This is a genomic window from Micrococcus terreus (assembly GCF_900116905.1).
Taxonomy (GTDB): Bacteria; Actinomycetota; Actinomycetes; order Actinomycetales; family Micrococcaceae; genus Citricoccus; species Citricoccus terreus.
Genome location: NZ_FPCG01000002.1, coordinates 232,388 through 246,074 on the forward strand (window position 1 = coordinate 232,388; position 13,687 = coordinate 246,074).

The following is a 13,687-nucleotide window of genomic DNA, read 5'->3' on the forward strand; positions in this document are numbered from 1 at the left end:
TGACTCCGACCTAGCATGGGGACCATGACCAACGGCACTGATCCTGACTATCCCTCCCGGGTGCTCGGAGTGCTCTTCGGCGGAGCCGCCGGGGACGCCCTGGGCTACACCGTGGAGTTCTCCGACCAGCAGCAGATCCTGAACCGTCATCCGGAGGGCCTGTTCCGCCCGGACCAGGTCCGGGGGGTGCGGCTGGACGGCTCCGGCCAGCGGCTGCCGATCAGTGACGACACCCAGATGACCCTCTATGTGCTGGACGGGCTGCTGGAGTGGATCGAGTGGGCCAACGACGGCCAGATGGCCGACCCTGCCGCGAGTGTGTGGCTGGCCTGTCTGCGCTGGTGGAAGACGCAGAACGGCCGCTTCCCGGACGGGGCGCCGCAGCCGCCGGACCGGTGGATCGACGCCCACACGGAGCTGCATGTCCAGCGTGCTCCGGGCAACGCCTGCCTGTCCGGGCTGGACCGCCCGGACATGGGGCTGCTCGGCGACCCGAGCAACCCGGACTCCAAGGGGTGCGGGACGGTGATGCGCTCAGCGCCGTACGGCATGGTCCCCCGGCTGGAGGACCATCTGGTGGTCTCGCTGGCCCGGCAGGGCGCAGTGCTGACACATGGACACCCGGCGGCCTGGACGTCCTCGGCGGCGTTCGCGCTGATGATCTCTGCCCTGATGGGTGGGCGCTCCCTGCAGGAGGCGGTCCGGTCCGGCCTGGACTGGCTGGGGCAGCTCCCGGACAAGGACCCCGACGGCGGCACGCTGGCAGCACTCCAAGGTGCGGTCTCGTTGGCCGCAGGTGGGCCCCAGGGCCCAGGAACGGCCACGCCCGAGACCCTGCTGCCCTCCGAGCTCGGCGAAGGATGGGTGGCTGAGGAGGCGCTGGCGATCGCCGTGTACTCCGTGCTGGCCACCCAGGCAGGTTCGGCCACCGCACACGAGCACGCCGAGCGGGCGCTGCGTCTGGCGGTGACCCATGGCGGCGATTCGGACTCCACGGCCTCCCTGGCCGGGCAGCTGCTCGGTGCCCACTACGGCATGGCGATCTTCGGGGAGGACGCTGAGCTGCCGGTCTGGATCACCGAGCACGCCGTGGTCGCCGAAGCCGCACGCCGCTGGGCCGCCGCCACCCACTGACGGGGTCCACTGGTCCGAGCAGCCCGCGCCCGCCGTCAGCGGGATAGCTCGGGCCAGTTGCCGTCCAGCATCTGCAGGAACTCCGGTTCGGAGATCAGCTCCACGCGCTGTCCCCGGGCGCGCCGGGCGAGGGCCTCGCGGGTCTTGCGGTGCAGCACGGCACCGCCGACGGGCCGGTCGGCACCGCGGTCCAGATCCTCGGAGCGGAATCCGTCTCCCACCACCAGCAGGGTGGTGGCCGCCCCCACCCGGCTGGCCGGCCGGGCACCGCAGGCGGCGGCACGCACCTTGGCCTGCTGGCGGGGCATGCCCAGGTTCCCGGTAAAGACCACGTGGTGGCCGAACAGCGGATGCGACGGGTCAGCGTCCGGTGCGGGATCCGGGTTGGGCCCTTCGTCGGGCCAGTGCATCAGATCGGGCATTCGCGCCTCGTGCGGCAGTTCCACGGTCGCGTCGAACACCGGTCCCAGCTGCCGGGCCTGACGGGTGGCCCGGGAGAGGTGTCCCTGCCCGGCTGCCCGCGGGGTCAGCTGCCGGCGCTGCAGCCCGTGGTCGGCCAGCAGGGCATCCAGGCTGCGCTGGGTCCCGTCCGTCCGGGACCGCCGTTCGATGTCGATCACGATCCACGCGCAGGCCTCCGCGTCGGCCAGGGCGTCATGGTGCCGGGCCACCGGGTGTCCGGCCTCCTCGGCGGCCCGGGGCAGCGCGTAGGAGGGCAGGTCGTACCCCTTGCGTGCCAGGACCAGGCTGCAGGCATAGTCCAGTGCCGGCACATCCCGTCCAGAGACCTCGAGCGCAGACTCGATCACCCCCAGGTCGAAGCCGGCGTTGTGGGCCACCAGCGGATCCTCGCCCACGAACTCCAGGAGCTGGTCGAACACCTCGGCGAACCGGGGAGCGCGGGCCACCTGTTCGGGGCGGATCCCGTGGATCATCACGTTGCGGGGGTCGAAACGGTCGAACCCTCGTGGCGGGCGCATCATCCAGTGCGCCCGCTCCACCTGTTCGCCGGCGCGCACCCGCACCACGCCCACCGAGCAGGGGGACCCCCGGAACCCGTTGGCGGTCTCGAAGTCCAGGGCGGTGAAGTCCAGTGACATCAGTGCGCGCTGGGTGCAGACTGCCCCTGGTCCAGGGCGTCCACCAGATGCGGGAGCAGGGCTCGGAAGGCCTGCCCCCGGTGGCTGATCCGGTTCTTGTGCTCAGCGCTGATCTGGGCACAGGACTCCTGCAGTCCGTCCGGCTGGAGAATCGGGTCGTAGCCGAACCCGCCGTCCCCGTGCGGTTCGGTCAGCAGGGTCCCGCGCAGTTCGCCCAGCTCCACGTGGTCACCGCCACCTGGCACGGCCAGAGCGGCGGCACAGATGAAGGCCGCACCACGGTGGGTTGGGCCGATGTCAGCGAGCTGGGCGAGCAGCAGCTGCAGGTTCGCCTCATCATCTCCATGCCGCCCCGACCACCGTGCCGAGAAGATGCCCGGCGCACCGCCGAGGATGTCCACGGACAGACCGGAGTCGTCGGCCACGGCCACCAGGCCGGTCTGCTCGGCCACCGCGCGGGCCTTCTTCAGGGCGTTCTGGGCGAAGGTGATCCCGTCCTCGAGCACATCGGCCGCGCCCGCAGTGGCGGCATCCACCACCTGGGTGTCCACATCCAGCCCCGGGACCTGTCCGCGCAGCAGCTCGCGCAGCTCCCGCAGTTTGCCCTGGTTGTGGGTGGCCAGGACCACGAGAGGCGACGGGACGGTCTGGGCCCCGCTCACTGAGCGTCCTCGGAGGAGGTGGTCAGCGTCTGGCGCTGGATGGCCGCCAGCTCAGCGGTCCCGGTCAGGGCGAGGTCCAGCAGTGCATCCAGCTCCTCCCGGCGGAACGGTGCGCCCTCGGCGGTGCCCTGGACCTCCACGAAGTCCCCGGCCCCGGTGACCACCACGTTCATGTCCGTCTCGGCTCGCACGTCCTCCACATAGGGCAGGTCCAGCATGGGGGTGCCGTCGATGATCCCCACGGAGACGGCGGCCACCGAGTCCTTCAGCGGCTGGGCGTTCGCGGCGATCAGCTTCTGTCCACGGGCCCACTCGATGGCCTCGGCCAGGGCCACGTAGGCACCGGTGATGGAGGCGGTGCGGGTGCCGCCGTCGGCCTCGAGCACATCGCAGTCCAGCACCACGGTGTTCTCCCCCAGGGCCTTCAGGTCGATCACCGCGCGCAGCGAACGGCCGATCAGGCGGGAGATCTCATGCGTGCGTCCACCGATCTTGCCCTTGACCGACTCGCGAGCGGACCGAGTGGAGGTGGCACGGGGCAGCATCGAATACTCGGCGGTGACCCATCCGGTCCCCTCGCCCTTCATCCAGCGCGGCACACCCTCGGTGAAGGAGGCGGTGCACAGCACGCGCGTCTGCCCGAACTCGATCAGGGCCGACCCCTCGGCCTGGCCAGACCAGCCGCGGGTGATGGTGATGGGGCGCAGCTCGTCCACGGCACGGCCGTCGGCACGGGATGCGGGCATGGCTGAAGAGGTACCAGAGGTGGGAGGGGTCATGGCCCCAGTCTACGTCCGGTCAGATCCGGTAGGTCACTCCGGAGACGGCCACGGCCAGGTGCCCGTCGTAGGTCTGCCGCGCCTCGATCGAGGCGGCCAGCGGGTCCGTCCACACCGGAAGGTGGGTCAACAGGAGACGGCGAGCGCCGGCGTCGGTGGCGGCCTGTCCGGCGCGCCTGCCGGTGAGGTGGACGCCGTCGATCCCATCGTCGCGCCCCTCCTGGAAGGCGGCCTCGCACAGGAACAGGTCGGCGTCCCGGGCGGCCTCGACCAGCCCGTCGCAGGAGTCCGTGTCACCGGAGTAGGTCAGGACCTTGCGCACGGTCTCCCCCTCCGGCCCGTCCTCCTCGGTCTCCACGCGCAGGGCGTAGGCCTCGTCGATGGGGTGCCGCACCGGATAGGGAGTGATGGTGAAGGGCCCGATCCGCACCGGCTGGCGGGCCTGCCAGTGCTGGAAGGCGAACTCCTCGGTCATCCCGGGGTCCTGCTCCAGCCCGTAGGCGGTGGCCATCCGTTCGGCGGTGGCGGCCGGCCCGTGGACGGGGACGTGGACACCGTTCCAGCCGTAGGGGTTCCAGCGGATGGCCACATGCAGCCCGCACAGGTCCATGCAGTGGTCCGGGTGCAGGTGGCTGACGAGGACGGCGTCGATGTCCTCCAGCGCCATGTACCGCTGCAGGGTGCCCAGCGCGCCGTTGCCCAGGTCCATCAGGATCCGCCAGGTCCTGGTGCCGGTCCCGTCGCGGTCCGGCCCCTCGGCGGTCACCAGGTAGCAGGAGGCGGGCGAACCGGGTCCGGGGAAGGAGCCTGAGGCTCCGATGATGGTCAGCTTCACGGTGTCCTCCCGTCCTGCGCCGTTGCGGTCTGGGAGGGCCCGACGTCGGCCCCCTCGCCGTCCACTGTATCGGCCGGTGGGGTGCCCGGAGACGTCCGCGCCCCGCGGGCGCGATCGAGCATGTCCGGGGTGATGCGGGCCAGCACACCGGTGGGGTAGCGCTCGGCAATGTGGTCCACATGCTCCACGGCCAGCACCTCGGGGCCCAGGAATCGCCGGGCGAGCGCCTGGAAGTGGTCCGGGTCGCCGGTGGCGATGAACTGGTGGCCGGAGGGTGTGGCTCCCACGTCTCCCCCGGGGTTCTCCAGTCCATGGCGTACCAGGGCCCGGTAGACGTCCTTGGCGGTCTCCTCGGCCGAGGAGACCAGGGTGACCTGCTCGCCCATGACCAGGGAGATGACGCCGGTGAGCAGCGGGTAGTGGGTGCAGCCCAGGACCAGGGTGTCCACACCGGCGTCCTTGAGCGGCTGCAGGTACTCCTCGGCGGTGGCCAGCAGCTCCGGCCCGGTGGTGATCCCTGCCTCGACGAACTCCACGAACCGCGGGCAGGCCACAGAGAGGACCTCGAGCTGGGGGGCGGCGGCGAAGGTGTCCTCATAGGCCCGTGATCCCACGGTGGCCTCCGTGCCGATCACTCCGATCCGTCCGTTGCGGGTGGCGGCCACGGCCCGGCGCACGGCCGGCTGGATCACCTCCACCACGGGGATCCCGTACCGCGCGGTGTAGCGCTCCCGGGCATCGCGCAGCACGGCCGCTGAGGCGGAGTTGCAGGCGATCACCAGGACCTTGACCCCGGCGTCCACCAGTTCGTCCATGATGCCCAGGGCGTAGGCACGCACCTCGGCGATGGACTTCGGTCCGTAGGGGCTGTTCTTGGTGTCCCCCACATACACGATCTGCTCGCTGGGAAGCTGGTCGATCACCGCACGGGCCACGGTGAGTCCGCCGACGCCGGAGTCGAAGATCCCCACGCGAGAGGTGGGCGAGATCTGGACGGCGGAGTTGGCGGCGTCGGTGCGGGGTGCGGTCATGGTTCCTTCGGGGGACTCAGTCCGGCAGGCGGGAGGACAGGGCGAGCATGAGGGTGTCCTGCAGCCAGGTGGTGAAGTTGTACAGCAGTGCCATGTAGGACTCCACGTCCTGGGCCAGCGCCCAGTCGTCGATCTCATGGACCCGGGCGGCGTCCTCCTCGTCCTGGATGTCGAGCCGGGCCGAGAGCACCAGACGGACGTCGTTCAGAGCCCGGGAGAAGCTCACCGCCGAGGACTCGTCCAGCACGATCAGCGAGGACTGCAGGGCGGCTGCGGCGCGTTGGAGGTCGGCGGTCTTGGCTGAGCGCACAGCGTCCTCGGTGGCGGCCCGGAACGCCCCGGCGGCGTGCTCATCGTCCTTCACTCCCGCCGGCAGCAGCCGGGCCAGGGCAGGGTCGGTCGGCGCCTGGCGCGTCGGCTCCACGGACAGACCGTCCTCGGGCAGCCGGCCCTGGGCATCCGGAGCGGCTGGGTCCCAGTCGCCGATGATGGACCAGAACGCGGCATCGTCATCGGTGGTGGAGGCCTGGCGGTCAGACGCCGCCGTGGTGAGCGGATCCGACTGGTCGCCAGCAGTCCGCGCGTCCTGTTCCGGTGTCACCGGGTGGACGGTCTCACCGGCCCCCAGCAGTTCGATGACGTCGTTGAACAGGGTGCGCAGCAGTCGGCGCTCGGGCCGGTTCAGTTCGGCCACGAAGCCGCGCGGTGTGCTCTTGAATCCGCGTGCCATCTCAGGTCTGCTCCTGTTGGAGGGTGGCCCAGAGACCGTATCCGTGCATGGCCTGCACATGGCGTTCAGCCTCTTCACGGGGTCCGGCGGCCACGACGGCCCGCCCCTCCTCATGCACCTGGAGCATCAGCCGGTGGGCCTTGTCCTGGCTGAACCCGAAGTAGGAGCGGAAGACATAGGAGACATAGCTCATCAGGTTCACGGGGTCGTTCCAGACCACCACCTGCCAGGGCCGGGCCACCGAGAGCTCCTCACGCTCCAGCAGGGCCGTGCCGGTGCCGGTCTCGGTTCCCCCGGGATGGGCCGATGAGGCGAGGGCGGCGCGGGGCGCAGCGCAGCGGGACGGGGACATGGCGTCCAGTGTAGTGCCGGGCCTGCACCCCTGCCGATCTGCGGCGATCGGGGCAGAGGGGTAGGGTGTCAGCGTGATCGATCAGACGAGTGCGCGGTCTCCGCGTCGGATCCAGCCCACGTCCCTGTTCACGGACCACTACGAGCTGACCATGCTCCAGGCGTCACTGAAGTCCGGTGCCGCCCACCGGCGCAGTGTGTTCGAGGTCTTCACCCGGCGTCTCTCCTCCGGGCGTCGATATGGCGTGGTGGCCGGAACGGGTCGTCTGCTCGAGGGACTGGCCGACTTCCGGTTCGGCCCCGAGGACCTGGACTTCCTGGCCCAGCACCACGTGGTGGATGAGGCCACGCTGGAGTACCTGGCCGACTACCGGTTCACTGGGGACATCTACGGCTACGCCGAAGGCGAGACGTTCTTCCCCCACTCCCCCATCCTGCAGGTCGAGTCCACCTTCGCCGAGGCCTGCATCCTGGAGACCTATCTGCTCTCCGTGCTCAACTACGACTCCGCAGTGGCCTCGGCGGCCTCGCGCATGACCTCCGTCGCCCAGGGCCGGCCCTGCGTGGAGATGGGGGCCCGGCGCATCAACGAAGAGGCCGCGGTGGCCGCCGCCCGTGCCGCCGTGATCGCCGGCTTCGCCTCCACCTCCAACCTGGAGGCCGGCATCCGCTACGGGGTGCCCACCGTGGGCACCGCGGCGCACTCCTTCACCCTGCTGCATGACAGCGAGCGGGAGGCCTTCCAGGCCCAGGTGGACGCACTCGGCGCCGACACCACACTCCTGGTGGACACCTATGACGTGGAGCAGGGCGTGCGCACCGCAGTGGAGGTCGCCGGACCCCGGCTGCGCAATGTCCGCCTCGACTCAGGGGATCTCGTGGAGCAGGCCCATTGGGTGCGGCAGATGCTGGATGAACTGGGCAACACCGAGACCGGGATCATGGTGACCTCTGATCTGGACGAGTACGCCATCGCCCACCTGCAGTCCGCTCCGGTGAACTCCTATGGTGTGGGAACCCGTCTGGTGACCGGCTCCGGCGCGCCCACCGCCTCGATGGTCTACAAGCTCGTCTCCCGGCAGGGTGATGACGGCCAGTGGGTGGATGTGGCCAAGGCCGCCGCCGGCAAGGGCTCCACGGGCGGACGCAAAGTGGCCGCTCGCCGCCTAGATGACCGCCGTCGGGCCGTGGCCGAGCTGGTCGGCGTCAACGAGCAGCCTCCGGTGGACTCCAACGACCGTCCCCTCCTCCAGCCTCTGGTGCTGGACGGTGTGGTCCAGGAGGGATGGACCGGACCCGAGGCCGTGACCCGCGCGGCGCAGCGCCACCGGGCCTCCCTGGCCGAGCTGCCCCAGGCGGTGCGCAAGCTCCAGCCAGGCGAGGCCGCCATCCCCACCCTGTTCAACGGTCGCTGAGTCCCCGCCGACCGGGGAACCGTCCCTTCACCTCATCACCCCGTCGATCCGTCGTCGACCTCTGAATTCGCCCAAAGGACCTGACAGCATGCGCGCATTGATCATCGTGGATGTCCAGAACGACTTCTGCGAAGGCGGCTCCCTGGCCGTCGAGGGTGGAGCCGCCACGGCCGCCCGCATCTCCGAGTACCTGGAGGACTCCGGTCACCGGTTCCACCAGGTGGCCGCCACGCGGGACTGGCATGTGGACCCGGGTCCCCACTTCGCCGCCGCCCAAGACAGCGATCCGGACTGGCAGGAGAGCTGGCCCGTCCACTGTGTGGCAGGCTCGGCCGGCGCTGACCTGCACCCGGACCTGGACTCCGAGCTGATCGACGCCCAGTTCCTCAAGGGCCGGTTCGAGGCCGCCTACTCAGGGTTCGAAGGACAGCTGGGCGATCCGGACACAGTGCGCTCCGATGCCCCCTCCGGGACGGTCGGACCCTACGGCGCCACCGCGGCGGCCTCTGCGGCGGTGGAGGACGGCGCACCGGGCCTGGATGACTGGCTCAGGGATGCCGACATCTCCGAGGTGACCGTGGTGGGACTGGCCACGGACCACTGTGTGCGAGCCACGGTGCTGGATGCGATCGATGCCGGCTACGCCACCTCCGTGGTCACCGACCTGGTGCGCGGCGTGGACCCAGAGCGGTCCGAGGACGCCCTGTCCGAGATGGAGGATGCCGGAGCGGTCCTGCTGCACTGGCGCGAGTCCCGCTGAGCCTCAGCTCCGGCCGACGAACCAATTCTGCAGGGTCTGCAGCCGCACGGTGAGCTGCTCCTCCGTGGCCTGAGGAACGGCCGGTCCCCCGCTGATCTCCCGCAGCCGGGTGTGGATCACCCCGTGCGGGGTGCCGGATCGAGCAGACCAGGCCGACACGTTCTTGGACAGGGTCGCCCTCAGCTCCTTGAGACGGCGGTGGTCCACGACGTCGGCCGCGGCCTGGGATGCCCCGGTCTCCGTGCGCTTCGGTCGCCTCTTGAGCTGTTCGGCCTGGCGCTGACGCAGCAGCTCGCTCACCTGCTCGGCGTCGAGCAGGCCGGGGATCCCCAGGAAGTCCAGCTCTTCGTCTGAGCCCACAGCCCCGCCCGTGCCGAACTCGCCACCGTCGAAGAGCACCTTGTCGAAGGACGCCCGAGACTCCAGCGCCTGGAAGGACTCCCGGTGCAGCGAGTCCGAGGCGCGATCCTCGCGGTTGGCCGCCGCCAGCAGATCCTCCTCCGGAGCCAGGGAGAGGTCCTCCAGGTCCTCCACGCCCACGGCCCCGTCCGGCCGGTCCAGGGCATGGTCGCGTTCGGCCTCCATCTCATTGGCCAGCAGCATCAGCTGCGGGACGGAGGGCAGGAACACGCTCGCGGTCTCGCCACGGCGTCGAGAACGCACGAAGCGCCCGACGGCCTGGGCGAAGAACAGGGGGGTGGCCGTGGAGGTCGCATACACGCCCACGCACAGACGGGGCACGTCCACGCCCTCGGAGACCATCCGCACAGCGACCATCCATCGCTGCTCGCCCTCGGAGAACTGCTCGATCCGGTCCGAGGCCTTCTTGTCGTCGGAGAGGACCACGGTGACCTTCTCACCGCTGATCCGTTCCAGCTGGGCGGCATAGGCCCGGGCGTCCTCATGGTCGGTGGCGATCACCAGTCCGCCGGCGTCCGGGACGTTGCGCCGCACCTCGGTCAGTCGCCGGTCGGCGGCCTGCAGCACCGAGGGGATCCACTCTCCCACCGGGTCCAGGGCCGTCCGCCACGCACTGGAGGTGATGTCCTTGGTGGCCGCCTCCCCGAGCTGGGCCTCCATCACCTCACCGGTGCTCGTCTTCCACCTCATCTGCCCGGAATAGGCCATGAAGATGACCGGACGGACCACATGGTCCCGCAGTGCCGGCCCATACCCATAGGTGTAGTCGGCCGTGGAGCGGCGGATCCCGTCCGGCCCCTCGGCATACTCCACGAACGGGATGGCCGCGGTGTCGGAACGGAACGGGGTGCCGGTCAGCGCCAGTCGGCGGGTGGCCGGCTCGAAGGCCTCACGGATGCCGTCACCCCAGCTCAGGGCATCACCTCCATGGTGGATCTCGTCCAGGATGACCAGAGTGCGGGCCGCCTCCGTGCGGTTGCGGTGCAGGATCGGCTTGGAGGCGACCTGGGCGTAGGTCAGGGCGACGCCGATGTACTCCTGGCCGTGTCGCCCGTCGGCGTTCTTGAAGTTGGGGTCGATCGCCAGCCCGATCCGCGCCGCGGCATCAGCCCACTGGCGCTTGAGGTGATCGGTGGGGGCCACCACCGTGATCCGCTGGACGGTGCCAGCCGTCATCAGCATCTTGGCGATGCGCAGTGCGAAGGTGGTCTTGCCCGCGCCGGGGGTCGCCACGGCCATGAAGTCCTGGGGCTGCTTCTGCAGGTAGAGCTCCAGGGCCTCCTGCTGCCACTGACGCAGCTTGGGTGCGGTGCCCCACGCAGCACGCTCGGGCAGTGCGGGCGGGATGTCCTCGCCCACATGGAACAGAGACCCTTCGGAGGGAGCCTCCGGTGCTGCAGCGGCGCTGAACAGGTCATCGGTCATGGACGGGCACCTCCTCCAGGTCAGGACGTGTGCGGGGCACCGCACACAGCACGGGACAGCGCGCGGCAACGCGCTGTCCAGCGAGTCTTCACATCATCACGTGGTGACACGCCGGCAGGCGTGACACGGCACCGCATCCTTCACTCGGATCCTCCGGTGCCCTGGACGACCATCTGGTGTGGCCGTCGTCGGGAATCATCCAGGCCTGCCCGGCAGGCCCGGACCAGGCTCAGCCCTTGCCGCGGCCGCCGAACCAGCCTCGCCGGCCCCCGCCGGACTCGGAACCGGAGTCATCCCCGGAACGCAGCCCCTCGTAGATCTCCTTGCACTCCGGGCAGACCGGGAAACGCTCCGGGTCACGGCCGGGAGTCCAGACCTTGCCACAGAGGGCCACCACCGGCTCACCGGTGAGTGCCGACTCCATGATCTTCTCCTTGCGCACGTAGTGCGAGAAGCGCTCGTGATCGCCCGGTTCGGCGTCCTGGAGCTGCTCCTGGCGATCCAGCACAGCCGCGCCGGCCGAGCCGGGACCCTGGGGCGCACCGGGTGAGAGGTGATCGGGATCAGCAGGCAGACTCATGCCCACGAGTCTATCGCCCTCACGCCGGCGCGGTGGGCCCAGCCCCTGGGTCAGGCGTGCCGCAGCACCTGCTGGTAGGTCTCGGCCTGGGCTCGGTCGAACCACCGCCCACCCAGGCGGATCCCCAGCCACACCAGCACCGCGCCGAGGACCAGTCCCACACCGAGGGTGAGCCAATGGAACAGCGGGTCTCCGGTGACCAAGGCCACGATGAACAGGACCAGCTCGGGCAGGACCAACACCACCGTCACGGCCATCGAGGCCAGCTGGACGAGCATGATCCGCATCATCGCCCCCTGCGGCGTGGCGAAGGGACTGGATCCGGGTGGCGGCACCGGATAGATGAACCGGGCCGAGACGAGGGCAGAGACGGCCGCGCCGGCCAGCAGCGCACCGAAGGCCAGTCCCAGCAGACCCGGCAGCGGAGCCCATTCGTTGGCCAGGGCACAGGAGCCGAGGGTGATCAGCAGTGTGGCCGGCACCGCCCACACCAGCAGCGCGGCGATCCGGCCGATCCGATCGTCCCGCCCGGACACTCCAGAGGTCACATGCAGGGCGAAGGCGGATCCGTCATAGCTGATGTCCGCGGAGATCGCGTAGCCGAGCATGAATCCGGTGATGGGCCCCAGCGCCAGGAGCAGCCCGTAGGTCCCGTCCTGCTGACCCAGGAACCAGAACAGCAGCAGCAGCGCCGGCAGCATCACCAGAGACGCCGAGTAGCGGGGGTCCTTGAACCAGTAGATCAGTGACCGGGCCATCACGGCGCCGGCCGGGGTGGCCGGGGTCCGACCGATCAGACCCAGACCGGTGCTGCGAGAGGCTGTGGCCCCCGCACCGCCGCGGGACTCCACACTGCGACGGATCGCCAGCATCCACAGTCCCAACGCCCCGGCAAGCCAAAGCAGGCACAGGCCCAGCAGGGCCGCCGCCTCGCCGAGCCGTCCCTCGGCCACTGTCCAGGGCAGTGCTGTGAAGGAGCCCAACGGTGTCCAGGCCAGCACCGAGGCGATCTGCGGCAGCCGGTCCCAGAGCTGGGCGATGGAGTCGGCGACCTGGCTGATGATCAGCCCGGCCAGCACCAGCGGGACCATGGCGATCAGGGACAGGGTCTCCCGCACCCGACGACGGCCGGCCACGGAGGCGAGCAGGCCGGTCACCGCGTAGGACAGAGCCACGCAGAACAGGGTTCCGAGCACGGCTCCGAGCACTGCGGCCGCCGCCGCCCACGGGTGGTCGCGCCAGGCGGCCACGGTGGCGAGCAGACCCAGTGCCGTCCCCAGGCCGGCCAGAGTGATGGTGCCGGCCAACAGCAGTCCGACCACCAGGGTCCGGGGCGGGATGCCGAAAGTCACGAAGTTCACCGGGTCCAGCGTGGGATCCACTCCCGAGACGAAGACCGGGATGACCAGCCAGAGCACGACCGCCACCGACATGGCCAGCACGAGGGCGGTTCCTCGCACCTGCACGCTCTCCCCTGCCAACGCGAACATCCCGACGGAGAGCACTCCGAGCATCCCGGCCAGATAGGCCAGTCCGATGACCGTGAAGACCAGCTGCATGGTGCTGCGGCGCCAGCCATTGACCATCAGGCGCAGCTTGAGACGGATCAGGTGCGCAACCATGACAGCCCCTCTCCGCTGCTGCGGCCGCCCACCAGCTCCACGAACCGGTCTTCCAGGGACTGCTCCCCGCGCACCTCGTCCACGGTGCCGGCGGCCAACAGGTTTCCCTGGGCGATGACCGCCACGTGGTCGCACATGCGTTGGACCAGGTCCATCACATGACTGGAGACGATCACGGTCCCCCCGTTAGCCACGTACTGGGCCAGGATCTCGCGAATGTTCGCCGCGGACACCGGGTCCACGGCCTCGAAGGGCTCGTCCAGGACCAGCAGGTGCGGTGCATGGATCATCGCCGAGGCCAGGCCGACCTTCTTGGTCATGCCGGCGGAGTAGTCGGCCACGAGCTTGCCTGCATCGGCCTCCAGGTCCATCACCCGCAGCAAGTCCCGGGTGCGCTCGGCCACGGTGTCACGGTCCATGCCGCGCAGCAGTCCCGCGTAGGTGACCAGCTGTTCTCCGGTGAGGCGATCGAAGAGTCGGACCCCGTCGGCCAGCACACCCATCCGTCGCTTCGCCGGCAGCGGGTCCTGCCACACATCCGTGCCGTGGATCCAGACCTGCCCCTGGTCCGGACGCAGCAGTCCGGTCGCCATGGACAGCGCCGTGGTCTTGCCGGCGCCGTTGGGCCCGACCAGGCCGTAGAACGATCCTGCCGGCACATCCAGCGAGATGCCGTTCACGGCGACTTTCTCACCGAACCGTTTGGCCAGGCCTCGCATCACCAGCGCGTGGTCTGGATCCGGCAGGGGCTGACGGCCCTGCTCCTGGCCGCGTGGGTCTGCACCGAGGACTGCAGGTGGGGCCTGGGGACGAGCGGGAGGGGTCTGACCGAGTTCATCCATG

Annotated in this window: 14 protein-coding genes; 3 read left to right on the forward strand and 11 right to left on the reverse strand. The window is 70.1% G+C overall.

Annotated features, from left to right (window positions below; all coding sequences use genetic code 11):
- The first annotated feature begins 24 nt into the window (after positions 1-24).
- Complete coding sequence (locus BM355_RS03450) at positions 25-1,134, forward strand: ADP-ribosylglycohydrolase family protein (protein ID WP_245760573.1); 1,110 nt, start codon at positions 25-27, stop codon at positions 1,132-1,134.
- Positions 1,135-1,169: 35 nt separating this feature from the next.
- Here BM355_RS03450 and BM355_RS03455 read toward each other — a convergent pair whose 3' ends face one another.
- The 7 genes from BM355_RS03455 to clpS are packed head-to-tail and all read right to left on the reverse strand — an operon-like array spanning position 1,170 to position 6,623.
- The gene (locus tag BM355_RS03455; RefSeq protein ID WP_091694584.1) at positions 1,170-2,234 is read right to left on the reverse strand and encodes a 3'-5' exonuclease; all 1,065 of its coding nucleotides are present in this window, start codon (positions 2,232-2,234) and stop codon (positions 1,170-1,172) included.
- Positions 2,234-2,896: an RdgB/HAM1 family non-canonical purine NTP pyrophosphatase gene (rdgB, locus tag BM355_RS03460; RefSeq protein ID WP_091694587.1), complete on the reverse strand. Its 663-nt coding sequence runs from the start codon at positions 2,894-2,896 to the stop codon at positions 2,234-2,236. The genes BM355_RS03455 and rdgB overlap by 1 nt, the downstream gene beginning before the upstream one ends.
- Positions 2,893-3,675, reverse strand: coding sequence for a ribonuclease PH (rph, locus tag BM355_RS03465; RefSeq protein ID WP_281247554.1), 783 nt, complete (start codon positions 3,673-3,675; stop codon positions 2,893-2,895). Before rph ends, rdgB begins: the two co-directional genes overlap by 4 nt.
- Before the next feature lie 19 nt (positions 3,676-3,694).
- A complete protein-coding gene (locus tag BM355_RS03470) occupies positions 3,695-4,510 on the reverse strand; it encodes an MBL fold metallo-hydrolase (protein ID WP_091694595.1) in 816 nt (271 codons plus the stop codon).
- Positions 4,507-5,541 carry a glutamate racemase gene (gene murI / locus BM355_RS03475; protein ID WP_177227814.1) on the reverse strand — a complete coding sequence of 345 codons (1,035 nt, stop codon included), beginning with the start codon at positions 5,539-5,541 and terminating at the stop codon, positions 4,507-4,509. The genes BM355_RS03470 and murI overlap by 4 nt, the downstream gene beginning before the upstream one ends.
- A gap of 16 nt (positions 5,542-5,557) precedes the next feature.
- Complete coding sequence (locus BM355_RS03480; protein ID WP_177227815.1) at positions 5,558-6,271, reverse strand: DUF2017 family protein; 714 nt, start codon at positions 6,269-6,271, stop codon at positions 5,558-5,560.
- A gap of 1 nt (position 6,272) precedes the next feature.
- Positions 6,273-6,623, reverse strand: coding sequence for an ATP-dependent Clp protease adapter ClpS (gene clpS / locus BM355_RS03485; RefSeq protein WP_091694606.1), 351 nt, complete (start codon positions 6,621-6,623; stop codon positions 6,273-6,275).
- A gap of 76 nt (positions 6,624-6,699) precedes the next feature.
- Between clpS and BM355_RS03490 the strand changes: the two genes are divergently transcribed.
- Together BM355_RS03490 and BM355_RS03495 are read left to right on the forward strand one after the other, a co-directional pair.
- A complete protein-coding gene (locus tag BM355_RS03490) occupies positions 6,700-8,037 on the forward strand; it encodes a nicotinate phosphoribosyltransferase (RefSeq protein ID WP_277244632.1) in 1,338 nt (445 codons plus the stop codon).
- Between the two features lie 88 nt (positions 8,038-8,125).
- Positions 8,126-8,797, forward strand: coding sequence for an isochorismatase family protein (locus BM355_RS03495; RefSeq protein ID WP_091694609.1), 672 nt, complete (start codon positions 8,126-8,128; stop codon positions 8,795-8,797).
- Between the two features lie 3 nt (positions 8,798-8,800).
- On the opposite strand, the gene BM355_RS03500 is transcribed toward BM355_RS03495, so the two are convergent.
- The 4 genes from BM355_RS03500 to BM355_RS03515 form a co-directional block, all read right to left on the reverse strand.
- Positions 8,801-10,642, reverse strand: coding sequence for a DEAD/DEAH box helicase (locus tag BM355_RS03500; protein ID WP_091694614.1), 1,842 nt, complete (start codon positions 10,640-10,642; stop codon positions 8,801-8,803).
- Between the two features lie 229 nt (positions 10,643-10,871).
- Positions 10,872-11,222 carry a DUF3039 domain-containing protein gene (locus BM355_RS03505; RefSeq protein WP_091694619.1) on the reverse strand — a complete coding sequence of 117 codons (351 nt, stop codon included), beginning with the start codon at positions 11,220-11,222 and terminating at the stop codon, positions 10,872-10,874.
- Positions 11,223-11,272: 50 nt separating this feature from the next.
- On the reverse strand, positions 11,273-12,844 hold the full coding sequence (locus BM355_RS03510) for a hypothetical protein (RefSeq protein ID WP_091694622.1): 1,572 nt from the start codon (positions 12,842-12,844) through the stop codon (positions 11,273-11,275).
- Positions 12,829-13,686: an ABC transporter ATP-binding protein gene (locus BM355_RS03515; RefSeq protein WP_091694627.1), complete on the reverse strand. Its 858-nt coding sequence runs from the start codon at positions 13,684-13,686 to the stop codon at positions 12,829-12,831. Before BM355_RS03515 ends, BM355_RS03510 begins: the two co-directional genes overlap by 16 nt.
- Between the last annotated feature and the right edge of the window lies 1 nt (position 13,687).

What these genes read in the sequence shown, in the direction of transcription:
- BM355_RS03495 (WP_091694609.1), top strand. Translation starts at nt 8,126, where the DNA reads ATGCGCGCATTGATCATCGTGGATGTCCAGAACGACTTCTGCGAAGGC.
- BM355_RS03515 (WP_091694627.1), bottom strand. Translation starts at nt 13,686, where the DNA reads ATGGATGAACTCGGTCAGACCCCTCCCGCTCGTCCCCAGGCCCCACCT.
- BM355_RS03500 (WP_091694614.1), bottom strand. Translation starts at nt 10,642, where the DNA reads ATGACCGATGACCTGTTCAGCGCCGCTGCAGCACCGGAGGCTCCCTCC.
- rph (WP_281247554.1), bottom strand. Translation starts at nt 3,675, where the DNA reads ATGACCCCTCCCACCTCTGGTACCTCTTCAGCCATGCCCGCATCCCGT.
- BM355_RS03455 (WP_091694584.1), bottom strand. Translation starts at nt 2,234, where the DNA reads ATGTCACTGGACTTCACCGCCCTGGACTTCGAGACCGCCAACGGGTTC.
- BM355_RS03450 (WP_245760573.1), top strand. Translation starts at nt 25, where the DNA reads ATGACCAACGGCACTGATCCTGACTATCCCTCCCGGGTGCTCGGAGTG.
- clpS (WP_091694606.1), bottom strand. Translation starts at nt 6,623, where the DNA reads ATGTCCCCGTCCCGCTGCGCTGCGCCCCGCGCCGCCCTCGCCTCATCG.
- murI (WP_177227814.1), bottom strand. Translation starts at nt 5,541, where the DNA reads ATGACCGCACCCCGCACCGACGCCGCCAACTCCGCCGTCCAGATCTCG.
- BM355_RS03510 (WP_091694622.1), bottom strand. Translation starts at nt 12,844, where the DNA reads ATGGTTGCGCACCTGATCCGTCTCAAGCTGCGCCTGATGGTCAATGGC.
- BM355_RS03480 (WP_177227815.1), bottom strand. Translation starts at nt 6,271, where the DNA reads ATGGCACGCGGATTCAAGAGCACACCGCGCGGCTTCGTGGCCGAACTG.
- BM355_RS03505 (WP_091694619.1), bottom strand. Translation starts at nt 11,222, where the DNA reads ATGAGTCTGCCTGCTGATCCCGATCACCTCTCACCCGGTGCGCCCCAG.